The organism is Paraburkholderia sp. BL6669N2, from assembly GCF_003387275.1.
Lineage (GTDB): Bacteria > Pseudomonadota > Gammaproteobacteria > Burkholderiales > Burkholderiaceae > Paraburkholderia.
Window position 1 is genome coordinate 2,935,305 of the sequence record NZ_QUNA01000001.1, and the last position, 21,930, is coordinate 2,957,234.

Here is a 21,930-nt window from a genome sequence, read left to right on the forward strand (position 1 = left end):
GCCACCGCCGGCACGAAGCCGGCATTGCGGGCTTAATGCGCGCAAGGCGCAGTCAGTTACTTCGCGTTGGCCAGCGCCACAGCCGTGTCCAGCATGCGGTTCGAGAAGCCCCACTCGTTGTCGTACCAGCTCGACACCTTCACCAGACGGCCCGACACCTTGGTCAGCGTCGCGTCGAACGTCGACGAAGCCGGGTTGTGGTTGAAGTCGATCGACACCAACGGTGCCTCGTTGTAACCGAGGATGCCCTTCAGCGCGCCTTCCGACGCTTCCTTCATGATCGCGTTGACTTCTTCGACCGTCGTGTCGCGCGCAGCGATGAACGACAGGTCGACCACCGACACGTTGATCGTCGGAACACGAATCGCGTAACCGTCCAGCTTGCCGTTCAGTTCCGGCAGCACCAGGCCGACCGCCGAAGCCGCGCCGGTCTTGGTCGGGATCTGGCTGTGCGTGGCCGAGCGCGCGCGGCGCAGATCTTCGTGGTACACGTCCGTCAGAACCTGGTCGTTCGTGTACGCGTGGATCGTGGTCATCAGACCGTTCACCAGACCGATCTTGTCGTTCAGCGGCTTGACGAGCGGCGCCAGGCAGTTCGTCGTGCACGATGCGTTCGAGATCACCGTGTCCGACGCCTTCAGCACGTTGTGGTTCACGCCGTAGACGATCGTGGCGTCGACGTCTTTACCGCCCGGCGCCGAGATGATCACCTTCTTCGCGCCGCCCTTGATGTGCGCGCTCGCCTTTTCCTTGGTCGTGAAAAAGCCCGTGCATTCCATCACGACGTCGACATTCAGCTCGCCCCACGGCAGTTCGGCCGGGTTGCGGTTGGCCAGCACGCGGATCTTGTCGCCGTTGACAACGAGGTAGTCGCCGTCCACCGACACTTCGCCCGGGAACTTGCCGTGCGCCGTGTCGTATTGCGTCAGGTGAGCGTTGGTCTTGGCATCGCCGAGATCGTTGATGGCGACGATTTCGATATCGTGCTTCTTGCCGTTTTCATAGAAGGCGCGCAGCGTGTTGCGGCCGATCCGGCCGTAGCCGTTGATTGCGACGCGAATCGTCATGGTCTATCTCCTGAGGGCTGAAAAAATACGTCCAGGTTCGTCTGACTGACTGCGTTGCCGCGCGTTCGCACGCACGCGGCAACGCTTGTTCAGGATCAGCCGAGGGCGGCTTTTGCCGTCTCCACCACGTGCTCGACGGTGAAGCCGAAATGCTTGAACAGCACGCCAGCCGGGGCCGATTCGCCGAACGTGTCGATGCCGACCACGCCGCCTTCCAGACCCACGTACTTGCGCCAGAAATCCGTGACGCCCGCTTCGATCGCGACGCGGCGCACGCCATGCGGCAGCACGCGTTCACGGTACTCGGCGTCCTGCTTGTCGAACACGGTGGTCGACGGCATGGACACGACGCGCGCCGCGATGCCTTCGCGCGCCAGCGGCTCGACTGCGTTCAGTGCCAGTTCGACTTCCGAACCGGTCGCGATCAGGATGACCTTGCGTGCGACGATTTCGTCGTTCCAGTCGCGCAGCACATAACCGCCCTTCTCGATGTTGGCGATCTGCGCGTCCGTGCGCTCCGAGAACAGCAGATTCTGACGGCTGAAGATCAGGCACGACGGGCCGTGGTGTTCGACCGCGTGGGTCCAGGCCACCGCAGTCTCAACGGTATCAGCCGGACGCCACACTTGCAGGTGCGGAATCAGACGCAGGCTCGCAACGTGTTCGACCGACTGGTGAGTCGGGCCGTCTTCGCCGAGGCCGATCGAATCGTGCGTGAACACGAAGATCGACGGCGCTTTCATCAGCGCGGCGACGCGCAGCGCGTTGCGGCTGTAATCCGAGAACGTCAGGAACGTGCCGCCGAACGCCTTGAAGCCACCATGCAGCGCGATGCCGTTGATCGCGGCGCTCATGCCGAATTCGCGCACGCCGTAGTTGACGTAGTTACCGGCAGCCTGATCTTCGGCGTTCACACGCACCGGCTTGGCGGCTTTCCAGTTGGTCAGGTTCGAGCCGGTCAGGTCGGCGGAGCCGCCGAGCAGTTCGGGCAGCACGGTCGACAAAGCTTCGATAGCCTGCTGCGAAGCCTTGCGCGTCGCGATGGTTTCCGCGCGTTCGTTCGCGCCGGCGATGATCGCCTTGGCCTTTTCTTTCCAGTCGGCGGGCAGTTGCTTCGCGTCGCGACGCTTGAATTCCGCGGCTTCCTGCGGATATTTGGCTGCGTACGCGGCAAACGCCTTGTCCCAATCGGACTCGTTGCGCGCGCCGGCTTCTTTCGCGTCCCACGCTGCATAGACTTCTTGCGGGATCACGAACGGTTCCCACTTCCAGCCGATCTTTTCGCGCGTGGCCGCGACTTCCTTGTCGCCCAGCGCCGCGCCGTGCGAATCGTGGCTGCCGGCCTTGTTCGGCGAGCCTTCGCCGATCACCGTCTTGCAGCAGATCAGCGTGGGCTTGTCGGATTGCTTGGCTTGCTTGATGGCCGCGTCGACCGCTTCGACGTCGTGGCCGACCACGTTCGGGATCACGTTCCAGCCGTACGCTTCGAAGCGCTTGGGCGTGTCGTCGTGGAACCAGTGCACCACTTCGCCGTCGATCGAGATGCCGTTGTCGTCGTAGAACGCGATCAGCTTGTTCAGCTTCAGCACGCCCGCCAGCGAGCAGGCTTCGTGCGAGATGCCTTCCATCAGGCAGCCGTCGCCGACGAACACGTACGTGTGGTGGTCGACGATCTTCGCGTCAGGCTTGTTGAATTCGGTGGCGAGCAGCGACTCGGCGAGCGCCATGCCGACCGCATTAGCCAGACCCTGGCCGAGCGGGCCGGTGGTCGTCTCGACGCCCGGCGTGATGCCGTATTCCGGGTGGCCCGGCGTCTTGGAATGCATCTGGCGGAAGTTCTTCAGCTCGTCGATCGGCAGATCGTAGCCGGTGAGATGCAGCAGCGAATACAGCAGCATCGAGCCGTGGCCGTTCGACAGCACGAAACGGTCGCGATCGGCCCACTGCGGGTTCTTCGGGTTGTGGCGCAGATGGCGCGACCACAGCGCCACGCCGATTTCTGCCATGCCCATCGGCATGCCGGGGTGGCCGGAATTCGCTTTTTGAACGGCGTCCATGGACAACGCGCGGATTGCGTTGGCCATCAAGGAAGTGGGTGCGGGAGACGGGGTCGTCATGTCGAGTCCGGAGACAGAGTCAGAAAGCGGTGCGCGCTTGAGTCCCGAATGCTCGAATGCCGGTTCACTTTGGCGCACGGTGCGGCGCCAGGAGACGCGAAACGGGCAGAGCAAACGGACAAGGCTGAAAGCGTGACATTCTAACAGAACGTTGCCCGCGCCCCGCTCCGAAAGCCGTCTGGCCGTTCGGCCCGATGCGGCCGCCGAGCCCGCGCCGCGCGCCGGCCATTACAATTGCTCAACCTCGACCCACCGCGCTCCGGACGGAGCCCGCCATCCGTGAGCCTTCCCTTGCTGTTCCGACCGAGTCCCGACGCCGTCTACGGATTTCCGCACGCGAAGCGCCTCGTGCGCGTCGATTCGCCGTATCAGCGGATCGAGGTTTGGGACACGCCGCAACTCGGCCGGCTCTTCACCCTCGACGGCCGTCCGATGACCTCCACCGGCGACGAGTTCATCTACCACGAATGCATGGTGCATCCGGCCGCGCTGGCGCACCCGTCGCCGCAAGCGGCGCTCGTGCTGGGCGGCGGTGACGGCGGCGCCGCGCGGCAATTGCTGAGGCACCCGGACATTGGACGGATCGTGGTAGCGGAGTTGGACGCGCAAGTCGTACGTCTGACGCGCGAACATTTGCCCGAGGTGCACGGCGGTGCATTCGACAACCCACGCGTCGAACTGATCATCGGCGACGCCGCGCAATACGTCGAGGCAGCCGCTCCGGCGCAATTCGATCTCGTCGTGTTCGACCTGACGCCGCCGGATTCACCCGCCGCCGGTCTGTACACGCGAGCCTTCTACCAGCGGCTCAAGCGCGTCATGAGCCCGGCTGCGGCACTCTCCGTGCACCTCGGCTCGCCCTATTTTCATGCCGAACGCGTCGCGCGCCTGCTCTACGACCTGAGCGCGGCCTTCGCCGTCGTCCGCACCATGAGCACTTTCGTGCCGCTATACGGCTCGCTGTGGATGATGGCAACCGCCAGCGACACGCTCGACCCCGCCGCCCTCACCGTCGATACGCTCGCGGACCGCCTGGCCGCGCGAGGAATCGACACCCTGATGCACTACGACGCGGCCACACACGCCGGACTGTTCTCGGCATCCCGCTCACTGCGAGATAAACTAGGTCAATTCTTAAAGCCAGCAAGCTAACGCGTGGGCAAAATGCACGGTTCCGTCGGACTGCGCTATCGGCATAACGATACGCAAACGTCCACCTGGACTCGCAGCACGTGCCCCGCCAACCCCATCGATCCGGAGAATCCCATGACCGCCTCCCGCCCAGCCGGTGTGCCCTGGTTGACCCCTTATCTGACGGTGCGCGATGCACATGCCGCGTCCGCGTTCTTCACAGCGGCGTTCGGCTTTGAAGTGCGTGACAGTGTCCAGGACGACGGTGTCGTCATGCATGTCGAGATGACCTATCAAGGCCAGTTGATTGTGATGTTCGCTCCGGAAGGCGCGTTCGGCTCGGCGGCGAAAACACCCAAAAGCGCGGGCGCAATCGCACCGCAATCGTTCTATGTCTATGTCGACGATGTCGACGCGATCTATGCGCGGGCGCTGGCCGCCGGCGCAAAGTCGCTGAGCGAGCCACAGGATCAGTTCTGGGGCGACCGCTTCGCCCAGGTCGAAGATCTGGACGGCTACCGCTGGGCGCTCGCTCGCCACCTTTCGTGAACCAATGAGTATTTTTCTGATGCCTCGCTTTTTCGTCGGTACGTCTCTCCAGCCCGAGGACGTCATGCCGCTTCCCGATGACGTCGTTCGGCATGTGCTCGTGCTGCGCCTGCAGCCCGGCGATTCGATCGTCCTTTTCAATGGCGAAGGCGGCGAATACAGCGCCGAACTCGTCGAAGTCGAACGGCGCTCGGCCGTGGTGAAGATCCGCGAATTCCGCGCTATCGAGGTCGAGGCGCCCTATCGCCTCACGCTCGCACAGGGCATTGCCGGCGGCGACAAGATGGACTGGCTGATCGAAAAAGCCGTCGAACTGGGTGCGTCCAGCTTCGTGCCGTTGACCACCACGCGCAGCGTCGTGCGTCTCTCCGGCGATCGCGCGCAGCGGCGCCATGCGCACTGGCAAGGCATCGTCCGGGCGTCGTGTGAGCAGTGCGGGCGCAATCGCCTGCCGGAAGTGATGCCAGTGCGCGAGATCGCCACCTGGCTTGGCTCGATGCCCCGCACGCCCGAAGAAGGCGACCTGCGCATTCTGCTCTCACCGCGCGCCAGCATCAGCTTTTCCGCGTTGCCCCCCGAACCGCCGAAAGGACGCGTGACGGTGCTGGTGGGCCCGGAAGGCGGCTTTTCCGCGACCGAGGAAGCAGCGGCGGCCGCCCACGGGTTTACCGCCGTCGGCCTCGGGCCGCGCGTGATGCGTACCGAAACGGCCGGCATCGCCGTTCTCTCCGCGCTGGCAGCAGGCTGGGGCGGCTGGTAAGCCGCTTGCCTGCCACACCCGCCGTCTTGATTAAGCGCGGCGAGCCGGTGTCGGCTTTCGCACCAAAAGCAAAGGCCCGCCGACTGGCGGGCCTTTGCTGTGTTGCCTGAACGCGCAACGCCCAAGCAAAAACTCAGGCGAACGAGTAAAACACCCGGAACGCCACTTTCCGCTCGGCCCAGAACTCCGCCGCTTCGCGGAACACGTCCAGCAGCGTCTCGCGCCCTTCCTTGTCGAACTTCTGGGCGACCGGCAACTGTTCGAGCACGATCACAAAGCCCGGCTGCGTACCCGCTTTCTGGACAAGATCGGTCAGGCAGTCGTAGAGCGCGTCGTAATTCTTGCCGAAATGCTTCGGAAACAGGAACGAGGTCGCGATGGTTTCGAGCACTTCCTGCTTGGACTGCGCGTTGGCGCAATACGCATAGAGAAAATGCTGGCCGAGCCGGTTGGCTTCGTCCGCGAGATCCTGCACGCGGAACGCGCGGATCGACTGTACGATGTTGGGTCGTACGGTCTTGAAAAGACTCATGGGCTCCTCGTTCGATGAAACCACAGTGCCTGCTTCGCTCTGGTTCTCGCGGCCCTGATCGCCGGCTCGCATCCGCATGACGCGTTGGAACAAATTGCCGTCGCCGGCCGCGAAAAGATCCGTCGCGACTCCGGAGTCGTGCGCGTAGACGTTGTCGCTCATGCCGTTCATCCCGATGTCATTCAACAATACGATTAAAACTGGTGTAGTGGTCGTCCGAGTAGTAACAATTGTCGGTTCGCTTCAGCGGACCTCCGCAGACGATGCGACGCGCCCCGCGATTACGTGAGCGAGGCGTGGGAACGGTGTATTCGTGGTAATAGCCGCGCCGATGGGCCGGCAGCAACCGTTCGCGATTGCCGAATACGATGCCGTCCTTCTCATACGGGTAAGGCCCGCCTGCGGCAATCAAGTTCAATGTATTGACCGCTTCGCGTGGCAACTGCGCCAGCGCGATGGTGCCCTGCAACTGCGCGTTCGCGTCAGCGGGTGCCGTGGAGTCGCGCGCAAACGCGCCAGGCACGGGGCCGGATAAAACGCACAGCGTAATAGCACCCATCAGCACGCCTTTCATGCGCTGCCACTTGCGTGCCATGTATCAGGGTTCCCCGCTGTTAGATCACGAGTTTGACGACCATGAAAGTCGTAAGGGTATCGCTAATGGCCCCCGGAATCAACGCTCGCCGGGCCGGCGAAATCCTCACATAGGGCGCGAAATGGCCACCGGCGCGGCTTTGACGACTTTTGACAGAATATTTAGCTTAGTCAAGCTAAACTTTATCTCAATGGTGCGAATAGCGGTGGAGGCAGGCAAGTGGGGAGCGGATGCCGGGCCGCTTTGCATGAGGCTGCAAACAGTTCGATTCCCGAGGCAAGGGCAATGAGCCCATTAGCGTTCCGAGGCGGAATGTCTGACTTGCCGTTTTTCCTGGGTGGCAATCCCCTGTTCACCCTAAGGCGTGCCCGTTGCGGGCGCGCCTTTTTTTTGCATGGCGCACGGTCTTCAAACCGGCGCCATGCTTCGTCTGGATCGCGGATTAACGGGCCGCGATCACATCCGCCACCAGCAACGCCGTCATGTTGACGATCCGGCGCACCGTTGCCGAAGCCGTCAGCACGTGCACCGGCTTGGCCGCGCCCAGCAGCATCGGACCAATCGCGATGTTGTTGCCCGCGGCGGTCTTCAGCAGGTTGTACGAGATGTTGGCCGCGTCGATGTTCGGCAGCACCAGCAGATTGGCGTCGCCTTCGAGCGTCGAGTCGGGCATCACTTCGCGGCGCAGATTCGCGTCGAGCGCGATGTCGCCGTGCATTTCGCCGTCCACTTGCAGGTCCGGCGCGCGTTCGCGCAGGATCGCCAGCGTGTCGCGCATCTTCTGTGCGGTCGGCGCGTTGCTCGTGCCGAAGTTCGAATGCGACAGCAGCGCGATCTTCGGCTCGATACCGAAGCGGCGCACTTCTTCAGCCGCCATGATCGTGATTTCGGCCAGTTGCTCCGGCGTCGGATCGACATTCACGTGCGTGTCGACGAGGAAAATCTGGCGGTTCGGCAGCACCAGCGCGTTCATCGCCGCGTAGACCTTCGCGCCTTCCTTCTTGCCGATCACCTGATCGATGAAGTGCAGGTGGCGATGCGTGGTCGACACCGTGCCGCAGATCATGCCGTCGGCCTCGCCCTTCTCCACCAGCATCGCGCCGATCAGCGTGGTGCGGCGGCGCATTTCGAGCTTCGCCATCTGCGCGCTGATGCCCTTGCGCGACATCATCTTGTGATATTCCTGCCAGAAATCGCGATAACGCTCGTCGTGGTCGGTGTTGACGACCGTGTAGTCCTGCCCGGCGATAAGACGCAGACCGTAGCGCGCAATACGCTGCTCGATCACCGCCGGACGGCCGATCAGGATCGGCTTGGCCAGCTTTTCGTCGACGATGATCTGCATGGCGCGCAGCACACGCTCTTCTTCGCCTTCCGCGAACACGATGCGCTTTTTCTCCGGCTCGACGCCACGCGCGAGCTGGAAAATCGGCTTCATGGTCGTGCCGCTGTGATACACGAACTGCTGCAGATGCTGTTCGTAGGCTTCCATGTCCTCGATCGGACGCTCGGCAACGCCCGAGTCCATCGCGGCCTTCGCCACGGCCGGTGCGACCTTGACGATCAGACGCGGATCGAACGGCTTCGGAATCAGGTATTCCGGCCCGAACGACAGGTCCTGAATGCCATACGCCGTCGCGACGATGTCGCTCTGCTCCTGGCGCGCCAGCTCGGCGATCGCGTTGACCGCCGCGATTTCCATTTCCCGCGTCACCGTCGTCGCGCCCGCGTCCAGCGCGCCGCGGAACAGGAACGGGAACACCAGCACGTTGTTCACCTGGTTCGGGTAATCGGTGCGGCCGGTGCACAGCACGGCGTCCGGACGCACTTCCAGCGCCAGTTCCGGCAGGATTTCCGGCGTCGGGTTGGCCAGCGCCAGAATCAGCGGCTTGTCCGCCATCTGCTTGACCATGTCCTGCTTGAGCACGCCACCGGCCGACAGACCGAGGAACACGTCCGCGCCGCCGATCGCCTCAGCGAGCGTGCGGGCGTCGGTTTCACGCGCGAAGCGCTCCTTATCCGGGTCCATCAGTTCGACGCGGCCCTTGTAGACCACGCCGGCCAGATCGGTAACGGTGATGTTTTCGAGCGGTAGGCCGATATCGACCAGCAGATCCAGGCAGGCCAGCGCCGCCGCGCCCGCGCCCGAGGAGACCAGCTTGACCTCCTTGATGTCCTTGCCGACCACCTTCAAACCGTTGGTGATGGCCGCCGCCACGACGATCGCCGTGCCGTGCTGGTCGTCGTGGAAGACCGGAATCTTCATGCGCTTGCGGCATTCGCGTTCGACGATGAAGCAGTCCGGCGCCTTGATGTCTTCGAGGTTGATGCCGCCGAAGGTCGGTTCCAGCGCCGCGATCACGTCGACCAGCTTGTGCGGATCGGACTCGTTCAGCTCGATATCGAACACGTCGATGCCGGCGAACTTCTTGAACAGGACGGCCTTGCCTTCCATGACCGGCTTCGAGGCGAGCGGCCCGATGTTGCCGAGGCCCAGCACCGCGGTGCCGTTCGTGACGACGCCGACCAGGTTGCTGCGCGCGGTGAAGCGCGCGGCGTTCAACGGGTTTTCGACGATTTCTTCACACGCGAACGCGACGCCAGGCGAGTACGCCAGCGCGAGGTCGCGCTGGTTGATCATCTGCTTGGTCGGGGCGATCGCGATCTTCCCGGGGGTGGGGAACTCGTGGTAATCGAGGGCGGCTTCGCGGAGTTTGCTATTGACGGGAGTCGACATAAGGCGGGCTTCGGAGGGCGGATTAGAATAGACGTTCGACGGCATTGTAGCCCTAATTGCCGGCCCAATTCCTTCAATACGGGTACAACTGCCGCGACTGAAACATAGCGAAAGGCTGACGTGGCATGCTGTGGGCGGAACGCGACCCGAATCGGAGTTGCGGGCGGATCGAAGGTTTACCCTTCGTTCGCTCCGTACAATGCGCGCCGTTAGCCGAACTTCACGGCACTTGACCACTCACCTCGCGTTCACCCTCGCATCCACCCATCGCCACCATGCTCTCCGAGTTTTCGCTGATCGATCGTTTCTTTGCCCGCCGCGCCGCTGCCCGGCCATCCGATGCCGCCGCCGGCTCGCTCGGCATCGGCGACGACTGCGCGCTGCTCGCGCCGCGCGCCGGCGAAATGCTGGCGATATCGACGGACATGCTGGTCGAAGGCCGCCATTTTTTCGCCGATGTCGATCCCGAGGCGCTCGGTCACAAAGCGCTCGCCGTGAATCTGTCGGACCTCGCCGCGATGGGCGCGCAACCGCAGGCGTTCACGCTGGCGTTCTCCTTGCCGAAGGCAGAAGAAGCCTGGCTCGCCGCGTTCAGCGAAGGGCTGTTCGCGCTGGCCGAACGCTACGGATGCGAGCTGATCGGCGGCGATACGACCGGCGGCCCGCTGAATCTGTGCATCACCGTATTCGGCAGCGTGCCGCCGCGCGCTGCGCTGCGCCGCGACGCCGCGCAGCCGGGCGACGACATCTGGATCTCCGGCACACTCGGCGACGCGCGCGCCGGCCTCGGCGTACAGCGCGGCGAATGGTCCGCCGATGCCGGCGACACTGCGACGTTTCGCCGCGCCCTTGAGCGACCGGAGCCGCGCGTCGCGCTCGGCATGGCGTTGCGCGGCATTGCCCACGCCGCGCTCGACCTCTCTGACGGCCTTGCCGGCGATCTGCAGCACATTCTGGAACGCTCGAACCTGCGGGCCACCGTCGACGTCGACGCAGTGCCGCGCTCAGATGCGCTGCGCCGCCTCGCCCCCGAAATCCAGCGACGCTGCACGCTCGCCGGCGGCGACGACTACGAGCTGTGCTTCACGGCGCCGGTCGCAGCGCGCACCGCGGTCGACAAGGCCGGCCACGAGGTGGGGATTCAGCTCACCCGCATCGGTACAATAAGCGCTCTCGAAACGGCGGCCGACCGCCCGGCGATCGGCTGGCACGACGCCGCCGGCGCGCCGCTCACCCTGACGTTGCAAGGCTTCGACCACTTTCATGCAGACTGATCCCCCGCTCGGCCCGGCCGACAAACTCATCGCCGCCGAGACCTCCCCCGCCCCGCGCGCGCCCGATCAGCGCCCGCCTGGCCGTCAGCCGCGTCGCGCCACAGCGCGTTTCATGCTGTCGCATCCGCTGCACATTTTGTCGCTTGGGTTTGGCAGCGGCTTGTCGCCGATTGCGCCGGGCACGATCGGCACGTTGTTCGCATGGGCTTCGTTCGCCGTTCTCAGCCGCCATCTGACGGTCATCGAGTGGGCTGTACTGATCGTCGCCGGCTTCTTCGGCGGCATTGCGATTTGCGGCTTCACCGCGAAGAAGCTCGGCATCGACGATCCGTCGCCGGTCGTGTGGGACGAAATTGTCGCGTTCTGGCTGGTGCTGCTGATGGTCACGCCGGTCACGCTGACCGGCCAGTTCTGGGCGTTCATCGTGTTCCGCTTTTTCGACATGGTGAAGCCGCCGCCCATCGGCTATTTCGATCGCCGTCTGAAAGGTGGCTTTGGCATCATGTTCGATGACCTGGTTGCCGCGTTTTTCACGCTGCTCGTGATTGCGCTCTGGCGTATGTCCGTTTGATTGCTGCACGGCGGCCGCCGCGCCGCCGTGCATTCACCGCCAGCCTCCGTTTTCCGGATTGACGCCATGCCTACCGATTCTGTCGTTCATCAGCTCGCGATTCGCGTGAGCAACCGTCTGCGCGACGAGCGCCTCATGCTCGTCACCGCCGAGTCCTGCACGGGCGGCATGGTGGCGACCGCGATCACCGATATTTCCGGCAGCAGCGGCTGGTTCGAGCGCGGCTTCGTCACGTATTCGAATCAGGCGAAGAGCGAGATGATCGGCGTGCCCGCCGAGTTGATCGACAGACACGGCGCGGTCAGCGAGCAGGTGGCGCGCGCCATGGCCGAAGGCGCGCTGCGCAACAGCCGCGCGCAGGTCTCGCTGTCGATTACCGGCGTGGCCGGGCCGGGCGGCGGCACCGAGACGAAACCGGTCGGCATGGTCTCGTTCGGCTGGAGCAACCGGCTGCATACGTCGGTGGAAACGAAGATTTTCAAGGGCGACCGCGAGAAGATTCGCGTGCAGGCTGCCGCGCATGCGCTGCGCGGCGTACTTGCCTTGCTCGACGAACGCGAGCACTAACCTCTGTTCGAAGCGGAAAGCCCATGCCTGATTCGCACGCAATCAAAGACGAACTGATCCGCCGCCTCGAACTCAAGCCGCATCCCGAAGGCGGATTTTTCAGCGAGACGTACCGCTCCAAGGAGCGCGTGATCCGCGACAAAGAGAGCGGCTCAGCGCAAACGCGCTCTGCGTCGACGGCGATCTATTACCTGCTGTGCGACGGCGCGCATTCGGCGTGGCATCGGATCAAGTCCGACGAGGTCTGGCATTTCTATGCGGGCGAGCCGTTGAACGTCCACGTGTTAGACGAAACGGGGGCGCTGGTGACGCATAAACTGGGCAATGCGCTGACGCATCCAGATGCCGTGTTTCAGGCGGTAGTGCCGGCAGGGTTATGGTTCGCGGCGGAATGCGCCGACCCGGCGGCCTTCGCGCTGGTGGGTTGCACGGTGGCGCCGGGTTTTGAATTCAGCGAATTCGAGCTGGCGGATGTTGACGCGTTGAAAGCGCGGCACTCACAGCATGCCGCGTTGATCGCGCGGCTGGGGCCAAACTGAACTCCACGCGCACCCGAACAACGCTAGCCCATGATTTACCGGAACGCGTTGATCCGATCCCGCGTTTCCATCGCGGCCTTCGCCGCGGCTTCGGCGAAATCGTCGCCCTTGCCCGCGTAAATAATCGCGCGTGACGAGTTGATCAGCATGCCCGTGCCGTTCGCGGTGCGGCCGGCGTTGACGGTCGCTTGCACGTCGCCGCCTTGCGCGCCGATGCCCGGAATCAGCAGCGGCATATCGCCGACGATCCCGCGCACCACCTCGATTTCCTTCGGGAAAGTCGCGCCGACCACCAGACTCAGTTGACCGCTCGCATTCCATTTCTCGGCCGCCAGTTGCGCGACAACCTGATATAGCGGACGGCCGCCCGTCTCCAGGAATTGCAGATCGGAGCCGCCCGAATTCGACGTGCGGCACAGCACGATCACGCCCTTGCCTGCATGCTCCAGATACGGCTCGATCGAGTCGAAGCCCATGTACGGATTCACCGTCACCGCGTCCGCCTGATAGCGCTCGAACGCCTCGCGCGCATATTGCTCGGCGGTGCTGCCGATGTCGCCGCGCTTCGCGTCCAGAATCACGGGCAGGCCCGGATGGTTCGCGTGAATGTGGGCGATCAGCTGCTCGAGCTGGTCTTCCGCGCGATGCGCCGCAAAGTAGGCGATCTGCGGTTTAAACGACGACGCATACGGCGCGGTCGCGTCGACGATCGTGCGACAGAAATCGAAAATCGCCTCGGGACGGCCTGCGAGCGCGCCCGGGAATTTGCTCGGCTCGGGATCGAGGCCGACGCACAGCAGCGAGTTGGTGCGCTGCCAGGCGTCGTTGAGTGTCTGGATGAAATTGGGCATGGTGGTCTCGCGGCAAGCAGGAAAACGGAAGAGGCGCGTATTTTACCCGTCCCGCGCGGCGGGCCGCGCCGGGAGCGTGCGGCAGCGGTGGTCCGGCGCCAGATGCCGACAGGCGCGGCTACCGGTCGCACTGCGCCGTGAGTGCGCACATGCATCGGCCAGGCGCTTGCGAAGAAGCGTGCGAGCCGAGGATGTCCGCAGCGCATCAGGGCATGCACACGTGCGCCCTGTCGCACTATCCTCGCCCGCTACTGCCGCCGCTTCGAGCCGCGCGCGCCCGGCATCGAGCGCAACCCTGTGCGTTCGACGGTGAAGCGGAACGTACGCGTCAGTCGCTCGCCACGTCCCAGCAAAGTCATGCCGTTTTCGCTCGCGCCGCCGACCAGATTCATCGCGTTGATCGGATGATCCACCGGTTCGAAGCAGAAAAAATCTTCGCCGGGCGGCGTGTACAGCACGTAGTAATCGGTGTCGGCGGCAATGTTCAGCGACAGCCGGCGCTTCGGCCACACCACCGCCGCTTGCCCGCTCCAGCCGGTAAAAGCGTGATTGACCATGGTTTCCGGCAGCGGATACGCCACGCCGAATTGCCAGGCGGGCGGCGCCGGCACATGCCGCACCGGCAGCCAGTCGTCGCCGGAGAGCCACAGGCCGCCCGCTGCGGCAGACAACTCGGTGTCCGCGTCGCGCACGAAGAAGGGATGCACGCCCAGCCCGAAAGGCAGCGCCTCGCGGCCGGCATTTTCGATTTCGAGCGCGACGACGAGCGTCGGGCCGTCCAGCGTATAAGTTTGCGTCGCACGGTAGGCGTACGGCTTGCCGTCGCGGCGCTCGAGCGTGAGGCGGACGTTTTCACGATCCGACTCCGCGACCTGCCAGGCCGATTGCCAACCGTCGCCGTGAATCGGCAAGGGTTCGTCGGCGCGATTGCGCGGCACCTCGACCCGCCGTCCCGCCACGTTGAATTGCCCGCCGCCGATGCGGTTCGAATACGGCAGCAGCGGATAACAGGCCAACTGATTCGGTTGCGTATCGGCTGTGACGTGGCGGCAGCGGCGGAAGATTGGCGTAAGCGCGCCGTCGTTACGCCAGTCGAAACGGGTGACGCCGCCACCGAGCGTCGGCGCGACGTCGAGCCGCAGATGCGCATTGGCGAGCGTGATGCATGCGACATCGCCGCCGCTGTCTTCGCCGACGGCCACCGCCGACGTGCTGGGACCGGCGAGCACCGGATTGGCTGCCGCCGCGAGTCGCGAGCGTCGACTCTGTGAGGTCTGAGGGGAGGAGGAAACAGGATTCGCAACAGTCATATCTGGCTCCATCGAGAGGCTTGGGACGTTGCCGTCATTGCTGACGGATGCTGTTGGGCGATTTTCTTAAAACGGGTCGCCTCTGGGTCCGAACTGCATGCTGCCGATTTGCTGCCACTGGGATTGCACCATCAACTTGCGATTCACTTCTGATTCACTGCCCGACCGTGCTGGATTGCTTCATGGCTGCCTCGGGAGCGAGGCAGCGTCATTCTGCGCTAAGCGGGCGCGCCTTGGAACACCGGCTCCGGCAAACCTCGCCGTCCGAGCGTGGCGATAAACACGCCGCCTGCCTGCATATCGTCGGCGAGCGCCGCCGCATCGAGGTCGCAGCGCGCGCTCGTAATGTACAGCGTGTCCAGCTGCGTGCCGCCCAGCGCGACGCAACTCGGCTGCGCGGTCGGCACGTCGACGCGCTCCGTTTCCACGCCGTCCGGTCCGTAACGCACCACGCGCCGGCCGCCCCACTGCGCGTTCCACAGGCCGCCGTCGCGGTCGACGGTCGAGCCGTCGGGTTCGCCGCTGGCGTCGGTGAGCCGGGTGAACAGGCGGTCATTGGCGATGCTGCCGTCCGCGCGATAGTCGCACGCACGGATTTCGCGTGTCGGCGAATCGCAGTAGTACATCGTCCCGCCGTCGGGACTGAACGCGATGCTGTTCGAGATCGCCGGCGCGGGCAACGGCAAACGCTCCAGTGACAAATCTTGACTGAGCCGGTAGAAGCCGCCGATTGCCTGCAACGGCGCGCCCTCATCTTTGGTGCCGAACACGAAGCGGCCCTGACGGTCGCAGCGGCCGTCGTTCACGCGGGTGTTCAAGCCGGCTTCGACGTCGATGATGCGCCGCGTCTCGCCGGTGGCCAGCTCGAAAAACGCGAGATGCGTGGCCAGGCCGAGCAACAGGTAACGCGGATCCGCGCACAGCGCGAAGGTGGCGAGGCGCTCGGGCATCTGCCAGGACATGTTGCTGCCGTCCCGCGGGTCGTAGCGCCACAGACGCGCGCCTTCAATATCCGTCCAGTAGAAACGGCCGGTCTGCGCGCACCATGTGGCGCCTTCGCCGAGCGTGCATTTCGTATCGAGCAGCAGCGCGGCCGTGCTGGATGAGCCGCTCGCACTCACGCCCAGCCTCCGTCCACGATGATGTCCTGCGCGGTGATCATCCGGCTGTCGTCGGCGGCGAGGAAGAGCGCCATGCGCGCGAGATCGGCCGGTTCCAGCTCGGCGTCGATACACTGCCCTTCCTTGATCGAACGACGGCCCGCGTCGTCGAGCCACAACCGTTTCTGCTTCTCGGTCATCACCCAGCCCGGCACCAGCGTGTTGACGCGGATATTGAAGTGGCCGAGGTCGCGCGCGAGACCGCGCGTCAAACCCTGCACTGCGGACTTCGACATCACATAGACCGGATAGCCGCCGTTTTTCAGCATCCAGCTGATCGAACCGAGATTGATGATCGAGCCGCTGTTGGCGGCTTTCATGTCTTCCATCACCGCCTGCGCCGCGAAGAACTGGTGACGGATGTTCACCGCGATGCCCGCGTCGAACGACTCGCGCGAGACTTCGCCGATCGTATGGCGCTTGTCGTTCGCGGCGTTGTTCACCAGCACCTGAATGGGACCGAGCGCGGCCTTCACGTCGGCGATCGCCTTTTGCAGCGCGTCGATGTCGGTCAGATCGCACGACAGGAACAGCGGCTTGTGTTTCGAATCGCCCAGTTCGTCGGCAAGCGCTTCACCAGCGCTCGCGTCGATATCGAAAAACGCGACGCGCGCGCCTTGCGCCGCGAAATGCTCGACGAACGATGCGCCGATGCCGGTCGCGCCGCCCGTGATCAACACCGTGCGGTCGACGAGGCTCGGATAACGCGCGAAGGCGCTGTCCGCGAGACGGACGTTTGCATTGGCCGGAGACGACATCGTTCGATTCCTTTTAGAGCAAGTGAGTGGGCGGCGGGCTTAATCGCGCGAGCCGCGGTTCTTCAACTGGTCGAGCAGCACGGCGGCGAGCAGGATCGCGCCACGCACGAGGTACTGATAGAACGCGTCGATGTTCATCAGGTTCATCACGTTCTCGACCGTGCCCATGATCAGCACGCCGATCACCACGCCGGAAATCGTCGCGCGGCCGCCGAGCAGCGACACGCCACCCAGCACGCACGCCGAAATCACGTTCAGCTCGAAGCCTTCCGCGGCATTCGGCTGACCCGACGTGATACGCGAGGCCAGAATCACACCGGCCAGCGCGGTGACCGCGCCCTGAATCAGGAAGATGTAGACGCGCGTGCGTTCCACATTGATACCGGCCAGACGCGACGCTTCCGGATTGCCGCCGATTGCGAGCGTATTGCGGCCATACACGGTCTGGTTGAGCATCACGCCGAACACGATGAAGCACAGCAGCGTGACCCAGATCGGCAGCGACACGCCGAAGAAGCTCAAGCCGCCGAGCGCGATAAACGTATCCGACGACACGCCCACCGCCTGACCGTGCGAGACGATAAAGCCGAGACCGCGGACGATTTCCATCGTGGCGAGCGTCGTGATCAGCGCGTTGATGCGCAGATACGCGATCACCGCGCCGTTGACGAAACCGATCACGCCGCCCGCCGCCACCGCCGCGACGATCGCGATGAAGGTGTTACCGGTTGCGTTGAGCACCATCGCGCACAACACGCCGGCGAACGCGACCGTCGAGCCAACCGACAAGTCGAAGTCGCGCGAGGCGAGACAGAACATCATCGTGCACGCGACCATGCCGATCTGCGAGATCGACAGCGCGAGGCCGAGCATGTTCTCGATCGAGAAGAAGTGATCGACGGTCAGCGACATCGTGACGAACATCACGACGAAGATCACGATCAGGCTGTACTCGGTGATCTGCTGCCACCATTTGGCCTTGTCGTTCGACTGCGGAATCAACGCATCGGCAGCGCTCTTGGCGGCCTGTTGCGCGAGGTTTTCTCTGGCTTGCATGTTGAAGACTCCTCCCGTTCCCCACGGGTTGCCGGACTTTCGTCCGAATGATGTTCAGGCCGCCTGTTGGGCAGCGGTTTCCGTTCCGGGCAGTGCGGTCGAGCTTTGCGGCAGCGCGAGGCTCAATACCGATTGTTCCGTTGCATCCTTACGCGACAGTTCGCCGGAAATCCGGCCCTGGCGCATTACGACGATCCGGTCGGACACGCCGAGCACTTCCGGCAGCTCCGACGAAATCATCACGATCGCGCAGCCGCGTTCGGCAAGCTGATAGATCACGTTGTAGATTTCATGCTTCGCGCCGACGTCGATACCGCGCGTCGGCTCGTCGAGAATCACCACTTTCAGATCAGGCTCGGCCAACCAGCGCGACAGAATCGCCTTCTGCTGATTACCACCCGAAAGGAAACGGATTTTCTGGCGGCGGCTCGGCGTCTTGATCTTCAGCAGCTTGATGAAACGGTCCGCGGTTTCCGCTTCCTTCTTGCGGTCGAGGAACATCCCGGCGCGCAGATAGTGACGGCGGCAACTGATATTGATGTTCTCCGACACGGTCGCCATCGCGACGATGCCCTCTTCCTTGCGGTCTTCCGGGCACAGCACGATGCCGTGCCTGATCGCTTCGCCCGCGCTGCGAACCTTGATCGGCTCACCGTCGAGCATCAACTCGCCGCCCTTCTTGTGATCGGCGCCGTACACCAGATGCATCAGTTCGCTGCGGCCCGCGCCCACCAGGCCGAAGAAGCCGACAATCTCGCCGCGCCGCACTTCGAAGCTGGCCGGCTGCGCGAGCGCGTGGCCTTCGATCGCTTTCGCCGCGAAGCGCACTTCGCCGAGCGGGCGCGCCGAGTAGTTATAGATGTCCGAAATTTCCCGCCCCACCATCTCGCTGACGATGGTGTCGCGCGACACGCCTTCGAGCGTCGGATGCGAGGCGATCTTGCGGCCGTCGCGGAAGATCGTGCAGGCGTCGCACAGTTCGTAGATCTCGTCCATGCGGTGCGAGATGTAGATCATCGCGCGGTTGTCCGCGCGCAGATCGCGCACCAGCTTGAACAGCACTTCCGTCTCACGATGAGACAGCGAACTGGTCGGTTCATCTAGCGCGATCACGCGCGCGTTGCGCAGCAGCGCCTTGCAGATTTCCACCATCTGCCGTTGCGCGATCGAGAGCTTGCGCAGTTTCGCGTTCGGATCGAGCGCCACGCCCATCGCCTCGAGGCGTTCGCGCACGAAGCGTTTGGCTTCGCGCTTGTTGACCCAGCCGAGCGAGTTCGGCAGTTGACCGAGCAGCAGGTTTTCCGCGACCGTCAGGTCGGGCACGTATTGCAGCTCCTGGTGAATCACTGCGATGCCCGCCGCGATCGACGACGCCGCGCTCGTGAAGCGCACCTCGTTGCCGTCGATCATCACGCGGCCCGAGTCGGGCTGGTATTCACCACCGAGAATCTTCAGCAGGGTCGATTTCCCTGCGCCGTTTTCGCCCATCAGGCCGTGCACCTGGCCGACGTTGACGTCGAAGGACACACCGTCGAGCGCGCGCACGCCTGGAAAGACTTTACCGATATTGTCAAAACGTAGCGTCGCTGACACTTCGCCTCCTGTTGCTTCGTGTGAACCGAGTTCGTCGATGTGCTTGGTGGGCAACATCGCAAAAGCACGGCCTGTCTCTACTGCTGATCTTTTATTGCTGCTGCCGGCGCGCCGATCTTTGGCAAAAGGCGCGCCGGCAGTTCACTTCATGTCACCACGTGCAGAACCAACCCGCTTAATTCGCCGCGAGGCCCATCTTCTGACGCACATCGGCAACGTTGTCACGCGTGGCCAGCATGCCGGTCGTCAGCGTGAGCGGGGGCGGTGCCTTGCCTTGCGTGATCCAGTCGTACATCAGCGTAGAAGTTTCTTCGCCGTGACGCTTCGGGCTGATGATGACCGTGCCGTAGAAGCCCGTCGGCGACGGCTTCTTGAACTCGTTCAGTGCCGAGTCCGAACCGCCGATGCCGATACCGATCATGTTGTCCGCCTTGAAGCCGCGGCCTTCCGCGGCACGCACGGTGCCGAGCACGGCTTCGTCGTTCAGGCCGTAAGCGACCCAGTGCTTGAAGTTCGGATTCTTCGTCAGCGCGATGTTGGCGGCGTTGAACGCGTTTTCCGTGTCGGTCTTCGCTTGCGGCGCGGCGATGATGTTCGCCTTCGGGAAGCCGGCGGCGACCAGTGCGTCGGTTGCGCCGCTGGTGCGGTCATGCGCGGTCGGCAGCTGTTCGTAGGTCACGTCGATCGCGCCCACGTCCTTCATGTCCCAGCCGCGCTTCTTGATTTCCGCAGCCAGGCCGTCGCCGACCTGCTTGCCGATGTTGTACGCCGAGATGCCCATATGCGGCACCGACGCGATCGGCTTGCCCGCGCCATCGACCAGGCGATCGTCCACCGTCATCATCTTCAGGCCGTCGGCCTTCGCTTTCGCGACGATGCCCGGTCCGAGCTTGACGTCAGGCGTGCAGATCACGAAGCCCTGCGCCTTTTGCGCCGACAGGTTGTCGATGGCGCTCATCACCTTCTCGCCCGACGGCGCGCCGATCTTCACCAGCGTGAAGCCCTTTTCCTTGGCGGCGATTTCGGCGAACTTCCACTCGTCCTGGAACCACGGTTCTTCCGGCTGCTTCACGAGGAAGCCGATCTTCACCGGATCGGCGGCTTGCGCGACCGGTGCGTTGAAGAGCACACCCGTCGCCGCTGCTGCCAGCGTGAGGAAAATTCTACGTTTCATGATGCGTGTCTCCTGACTAATTGATAACGAGAAGGTATCGGCCGCGTCTTCTTGTACCGGGTGTGACACACGCGGCCAGCGCGTCGTCCGGTGTACTCCATGCGCCCCTGCGCAATCCGAGTCCTGCAAAAATCAGTCGTGATACAGCGCCGAGCGCCCGCCATCCACCGTGATGCAGGTGGCGTTGATGAACGGTGCTTCGTCCGAGGCGAGAAACACCGCCGTCATCGCGACTTCTTCCGGGCGGCCAATGCGTTTCATCGGCTGCAGATCGAGCGTCGCCTGCTGCGCCGCGGCCGGATCGGCTTGTTCGTTCCACCAGTCATGCGTCAATTGCGTTTCGATGTAACCCGGCGCGATCGCGTTGACCCGCACATTGCGCGGCGCGTATTCGATGCCGAGCGCGCGCGTCAGGCCGATCACGCCGTGCTTGGCAACGGGGTACGGAAAGCAGCCCGGGATGATCTTGAACGAGTGTGTCGAGGCGATGTTCACAATGCTGCCCGCGCCCCGTTCGACCATGCCCGGCAAGGCCGCTCGGCAACCGTTCCACACGCCGTCGAGATCGACCGCGAAGCAGCGGCGCCAGTCGTCGTCGGTCATGGTGAGCGGGTCGCAGAACACGTTGATGCCGGCGTTGTTCACCAGCACGTCGAGCGCGCCGAATGCGCGTTCCGCTTCGCTCACCGCGTGCTGAACCGACGCGGATTGCGTCACGTCCGTGTGCACCGCAAGCACGTGCGCGCCGGTCTGCGACTCGATGTGCTCCGCCGTCTGCTGCGCGGCGTCGATATCCAGTTCGGCCAGCACGACTGCCGCGCCTTCGCGCGCGAACGCATGCGCGATCGCCGCGCCGATACCGCGACCGGCGCCGGTGACAAGCGCGACTTTGCCGGCGAGCCGTTTCATTTCTTCGCACCCGCGCGAGCGATGCGCAAACCGTTGATGTACGCCTTCGCGTGCGAAGCCGTCACTGCCGCACTCTGCCCCGGCTTATACAGCGCCGAGCCGAGGCCGAAGCCGTTCGCGCCCGCGCTCAGAAACGGGCCCATGTTGTCGGGCGTGATGCCGCCGACCGGCACCAGCGGCACTTCCGCCGCGATCACCGCGCGCCACGCTTTCACGACCTGGCAGCCGAGTTGTTCGGCTGGGAACATCTTCAGCACGTCCGCGCCGTTCTTCAGCGCGAGGAATGCTTCGTTGGGCGTCGCGACGCCCGGCGCGCAGGCCATGCCTTGCGCTTTCGCTGCACCGACGACTTCGGGATCGCTATGCGGCATGACGATCAGTTCGCCGCCCGCCGACTTCACGTCGTTGACGAAACTCGGATGCAGCACCGTTCCCGCGCCGACGATCGCGTCCGCCGGCAACACCTTGCGGATCGCTGCGATGCTGTCGAAAGGCTGCGGCGAATTCAGCGGCACTTCGACAATCCGGAAGCCGGCTTCGTAGAGCGCCTGGCCGTGCTCGGCGGCATCGGCGGGCGTCACGCCGCGCATGATCGCGATCAGTGGACACGCCTCGAACGCCGCGATCAAACCCGCGTGCGGCATGTACGGAGCGGGCAGATTGATGTGAGGTTGCATGTC

The 21,930-nt window shown here is 64.0% G+C and carries 21 protein-coding genes; 7 read left to right on the forward strand and 14 right to left on the reverse strand.

The window, feature by feature from the left end; all coding sequences use genetic code 11:
- Positions 1 to 56: 56 nt before the first annotated feature.
- Both gap and tkt read right to left on the reverse strand, forming a co-directional pair.
- Positions 57 to 1,067 carry a type I glyceraldehyde-3-phosphate dehydrogenase gene (gene gap, locus B0G80_RS13270; RefSeq protein WP_028196421.1) on the reverse strand — a complete coding sequence of 337 codons (1,011 nt, stop codon included), beginning with the start codon at positions 1,065 to 1,067 and terminating at the stop codon, positions 57 to 59.
- A 95-nt stretch (positions 1,068 to 1,162) separates the two neighbouring features.
- Positions 1,163 to 3,184, reverse strand: a complete 2,022-nt coding sequence (gene tkt / locus B0G80_RS13275; RefSeq protein ID WP_116119646.1) for a transketolase — start codon at positions 3,182 to 3,184, stop codon at positions 1,163 to 1,165.
- Between the two features lie 279 nt (positions 3,185 to 3,463).
- On the opposite strand from tkt, the gene speE reads away from it, so the two are divergent.
- The 3 genes from speE (at position 3,464) to B0G80_RS13290 (ending at position 5,624) form a co-directional block, all read left to right on the forward strand.
- Complete coding sequence (gene speE, locus B0G80_RS13280; protein WP_116118298.1) at positions 3,464 to 4,336, forward strand: polyamine aminopropyltransferase; 873 nt, start codon at positions 3,464 to 3,466, stop codon at positions 4,334 to 4,336.
- Between the two features lie 114 nt (positions 4,337 to 4,450).
- On the forward strand, positions 4,451 to 4,864 hold the full coding sequence (locus tag B0G80_RS13285) for a glyoxalase/bleomycin resistance/extradiol dioxygenase family protein (protein ID WP_106285247.1): 414 nt from the start codon (positions 4,451 to 4,453) through the stop codon (positions 4,862 to 4,864).
- A 19-nt stretch (positions 4,865 to 4,883) separates the two neighbouring features.
- Positions 4,884 to 5,624 (forward strand): 16S rRNA (uracil(1498)-N(3))-methyltransferase, encoded by a 741-nt coding sequence (locus B0G80_RS13290; RefSeq protein ID WP_106285224.1) that lies wholly within the window; start codon positions 4,884 to 4,886, stop codon positions 5,622 to 5,624.
- Positions 5,625 to 5,757: 133 nt separating this feature from the next.
- Here the strand turns inward: B0G80_RS13290 and B0G80_RS13295 are convergent, their stop codons facing one another.
- The 3 genes from B0G80_RS13295 to B0G80_RS13305 all read right to left on the reverse strand — a co-directional run bounded on the left by B0G80_RS13295 (position 5,758) and on the right by B0G80_RS13305 (position 9,533).
- Positions 5,758 to 6,318 carry a barstar family protein gene (locus tag B0G80_RS13295; RefSeq protein WP_106285246.1) on the reverse strand — a complete coding sequence of 187 codons (561 nt, stop codon included), beginning with the start codon at positions 6,316 to 6,318 and terminating at the stop codon, positions 5,758 to 5,760.
- A gap of 16 nt (positions 6,319 to 6,334) precedes the next feature.
- Positions 6,335 to 6,751 carry a ribonuclease gene (locus B0G80_RS13300; RefSeq protein ID WP_116118299.1) on the reverse strand — a complete coding sequence of 139 codons (417 nt, stop codon included), beginning with the start codon at positions 6,749 to 6,751 and terminating at the stop codon, positions 6,335 to 6,337.
- A gap of 442 nt (positions 6,752 to 7,193) precedes the next feature.
- Entirely contained in the window at positions 7,194 to 9,533 is a 2,340-nt protein-coding gene (locus tag B0G80_RS13305) for an NADP-dependent malic enzyme (protein WP_012434352.1), read from the reverse strand.
- 230 nt (positions 9,534 to 9,763) lie between these two features.
- On the opposite strand from B0G80_RS13305, the gene thiL reads away from it, so the two are divergent.
- The 4 genes from thiL (at position 9,764) to B0G80_RS13325 (ending at position 12,439) form a co-directional block, all read left to right on the forward strand.
- The gene (gene thiL / locus B0G80_RS13310; protein ID WP_116118300.1) at positions 9,764 to 10,762 is read left to right on the forward strand and encodes a thiamine-phosphate kinase; all 999 of its coding nucleotides are present in this window, start codon (positions 9,764 to 9,766) and stop codon (positions 10,760 to 10,762) included.
- Positions 10,752 to 11,333: a phosphatidylglycerophosphatase A gene (locus B0G80_RS13315; protein ID WP_181919952.1), complete on the forward strand. Its 582-nt coding sequence runs from the start codon at positions 10,752 to 10,754 to the stop codon at positions 11,331 to 11,333. The genes thiL and B0G80_RS13315 overlap by 11 nt, the downstream gene beginning before the upstream one ends.
- A gap of 66 nt (positions 11,334 to 11,399) precedes the next feature.
- Positions 11,400 to 11,900 (forward strand): CinA family protein, encoded by a 501-nt coding sequence (locus B0G80_RS13320; RefSeq protein ID WP_116119648.1) that lies wholly within the window; start codon positions 11,400 to 11,402, stop codon positions 11,898 to 11,900.
- A gap of 23 nt (positions 11,901 to 11,923) precedes the next feature.
- Positions 11,924 to 12,439: a cupin domain-containing protein gene (locus B0G80_RS13325; RefSeq protein WP_116118301.1), complete on the forward strand. Its 516-nt coding sequence runs from the start codon at positions 11,924 to 11,926 to the stop codon at positions 12,437 to 12,439.
- A 35-nt stretch (positions 12,440 to 12,474) separates the two neighbouring features.
- On the opposite strand, the gene pyrF is transcribed toward B0G80_RS13325, so the two are convergent.
- The 9 genes from pyrF to B0G80_RS13370 form a co-directional block, all read right to left on the reverse strand.
- Complete coding sequence (gene pyrF / locus B0G80_RS13330) at positions 12,475 to 13,290, reverse strand: orotidine-5'-phosphate decarboxylase (protein ID WP_116118302.1); 816 nt, start codon at positions 13,288 to 13,290, stop codon at positions 12,475 to 12,477.
- 248 nt (positions 13,291 to 13,538) lie between these two features.
- A complete protein-coding gene (locus B0G80_RS13335; protein WP_116118303.1) occupies positions 13,539 to 14,600 on the reverse strand; it encodes an aldose 1-epimerase in 1,062 nt (353 codons plus the stop codon).
- 218 nt (positions 14,601 to 14,818) lie between these two features.
- A complete protein-coding gene (locus B0G80_RS13340) occupies positions 14,819 to 15,721 on the reverse strand; it encodes an SMP-30/gluconolactonase/LRE family protein (protein WP_116118304.1) in 903 nt (300 codons plus the stop codon).
- The gene (locus B0G80_RS13345) at positions 15,718 to 16,518 is read right to left on the reverse strand and encodes an SDR family NAD(P)-dependent oxidoreductase (RefSeq protein WP_116118305.1); all 801 of its coding nucleotides are present in this window, start codon (positions 16,516 to 16,518) and stop codon (positions 15,718 to 15,720) included. Before B0G80_RS13345 ends, B0G80_RS13340 begins: the two co-directional genes overlap by 4 nt.
- A gap of 39 nt (positions 16,519 to 16,557) precedes the next feature.
- Positions 16,558 to 17,574 (reverse strand): L-arabinose ABC transporter permease AraH, encoded by a 1,017-nt coding sequence (gene araH, locus B0G80_RS13350; protein WP_106285215.1) that lies wholly within the window; start codon positions 17,572 to 17,574, stop codon positions 16,558 to 16,560.
- 54 nt (positions 17,575 to 17,628) lie between these two features.
- Entirely contained in the window at positions 17,629 to 19,167 is a 1,539-nt protein-coding gene (gene araG, locus B0G80_RS13355) for an L-arabinose ABC transporter ATP-binding protein AraG (protein WP_116119649.1), read from the reverse strand.
- A gap of 175 nt (positions 19,168 to 19,342) precedes the next feature.
- A complete protein-coding gene (locus tag B0G80_RS13360; RefSeq protein ID WP_116118306.1) occupies positions 19,343 to 20,341 on the reverse strand; it encodes an arabinose ABC transporter substrate-binding protein in 999 nt (332 codons plus the stop codon).
- A gap of 132 nt (positions 20,342 to 20,473) precedes the next feature.
- Positions 20,474 to 21,250: an SDR family oxidoreductase gene (locus B0G80_RS13365; protein ID WP_116118307.1), complete on the reverse strand. Its 777-nt coding sequence runs from the start codon at positions 21,248 to 21,250 to the stop codon at positions 20,474 to 20,476.
- Positions 21,247 to 21,927 (reverse strand): 2-dehydro-3-deoxy-6-phosphogalactonate aldolase, encoded by a 681-nt coding sequence (locus B0G80_RS13370; protein ID WP_116118308.1) that lies wholly within the window; start codon positions 21,925 to 21,927, stop codon positions 21,247 to 21,249. The genes B0G80_RS13365 and B0G80_RS13370 overlap by 4 nt, the downstream gene beginning before the upstream one ends.
- Between the last annotated feature and the right edge of the window lie 3 nt (positions 21,928 to 21,930).

Coding starts and splice junctions, on each gene's coding strand:
- gap (WP_028196421.1), bottom strand. CDS start 1,067: ATGACGATTCGCGTCGCAATCAACGGCTACGGCCGGATCGGCCGCAAC.
- tkt (WP_116119646.1), bottom strand. CDS start 3,184: ATGACGACCCCGTCTCCCGCACCCACTTCCTTGATGGCCAACGCAATC.
- B0G80_RS13285 (WP_106285247.1), top strand. CDS start 4,451: ATGACCGCCTCCCGCCCAGCCGGTGTGCCCTGGTTGACCCCTTATCTG.
- B0G80_RS13290 (WP_106285224.1), top strand. CDS start 4,884: ATGCCTCGCTTTTTCGTCGGTACGTCTCTCCAGCCCGAGGACGTCATG.
- B0G80_RS13295 (WP_106285246.1), bottom strand. CDS start 6,318: ATGAGCGACAACGTCTACGCGCACGACTCCGGAGTCGCGACGGATCTT.
- B0G80_RS13300 (WP_116118299.1), bottom strand. CDS start 6,751: ATGGCACGCAAGTGGCAGCGCATGAAAGGCGTGCTGATGGGTGCTATT.
- B0G80_RS13305 (WP_012434352.1), bottom strand. CDS start 9,533: ATGCCGTCGAACGTCTATTCTAATCCGCCCTCCGAAGCCCGCCTTATG.
- thiL (WP_116118300.1), top strand. CDS start 9,764: ATGCTCTCCGAGTTTTCGCTGATCGATCGTTTCTTTGCCCGCCGCGCC.
- B0G80_RS13315 (WP_181919952.1), top strand. CDS start 10,752: ATGCAGACTGATCCCCCGCTCGGCCCGGCCGACAAACTCATCGCCGCC.
- B0G80_RS13320 (WP_116119648.1), top strand. CDS start 11,400: ATGCCTACCGATTCTGTCGTTCATCAGCTCGCGATTCGCGTGAGCAAC.
- B0G80_RS13325 (WP_116118301.1), top strand. CDS start 11,924: ATGCCTGATTCGCACGCAATCAAAGACGAACTGATCCGCCGCCTCGAA.
- pyrF (WP_116118302.1), bottom strand. CDS start 13,290: ATGCCCAATTTCATCCAGACACTCAACGACGCCTGGCAGCGCACCAAC.
- B0G80_RS13335 (WP_116118303.1), bottom strand. CDS start 14,600: ATGACTGTTGCGAATCCTGTTTCCTCCTCCCCTCAGACCTCACAGAGT.
- B0G80_RS13345 (WP_116118305.1), bottom strand. CDS start 16,518: ATGTCGTCTCCGGCCAATGCAAACGTCCGTCTCGCGGACAGCGCCTTC.
- araH (WP_106285215.1), bottom strand. CDS start 17,574: ATGCAAGCCAGAGAAAACCTCGCGCAACAGGCCGCCAAGAGCGCTGCC.
- B0G80_RS13360 (WP_116118306.1), bottom strand. CDS start 20,341: ATGAAACGTAGAATTTTCCTCACGCTGGCAGCAGCGGCGACGGGTGTG.
- B0G80_RS13365 (WP_116118307.1), bottom strand. CDS start 21,250: ATGAAACGGCTCGCCGGCAAAGTCGCGCTTGTCACCGGCGCCGGTCGC.
- B0G80_RS13370 (WP_116118308.1), bottom strand. CDS start 21,927: ATGCAACCTCACATCAATCTGCCCGCTCCGTACATGCCGCACGCGGGT.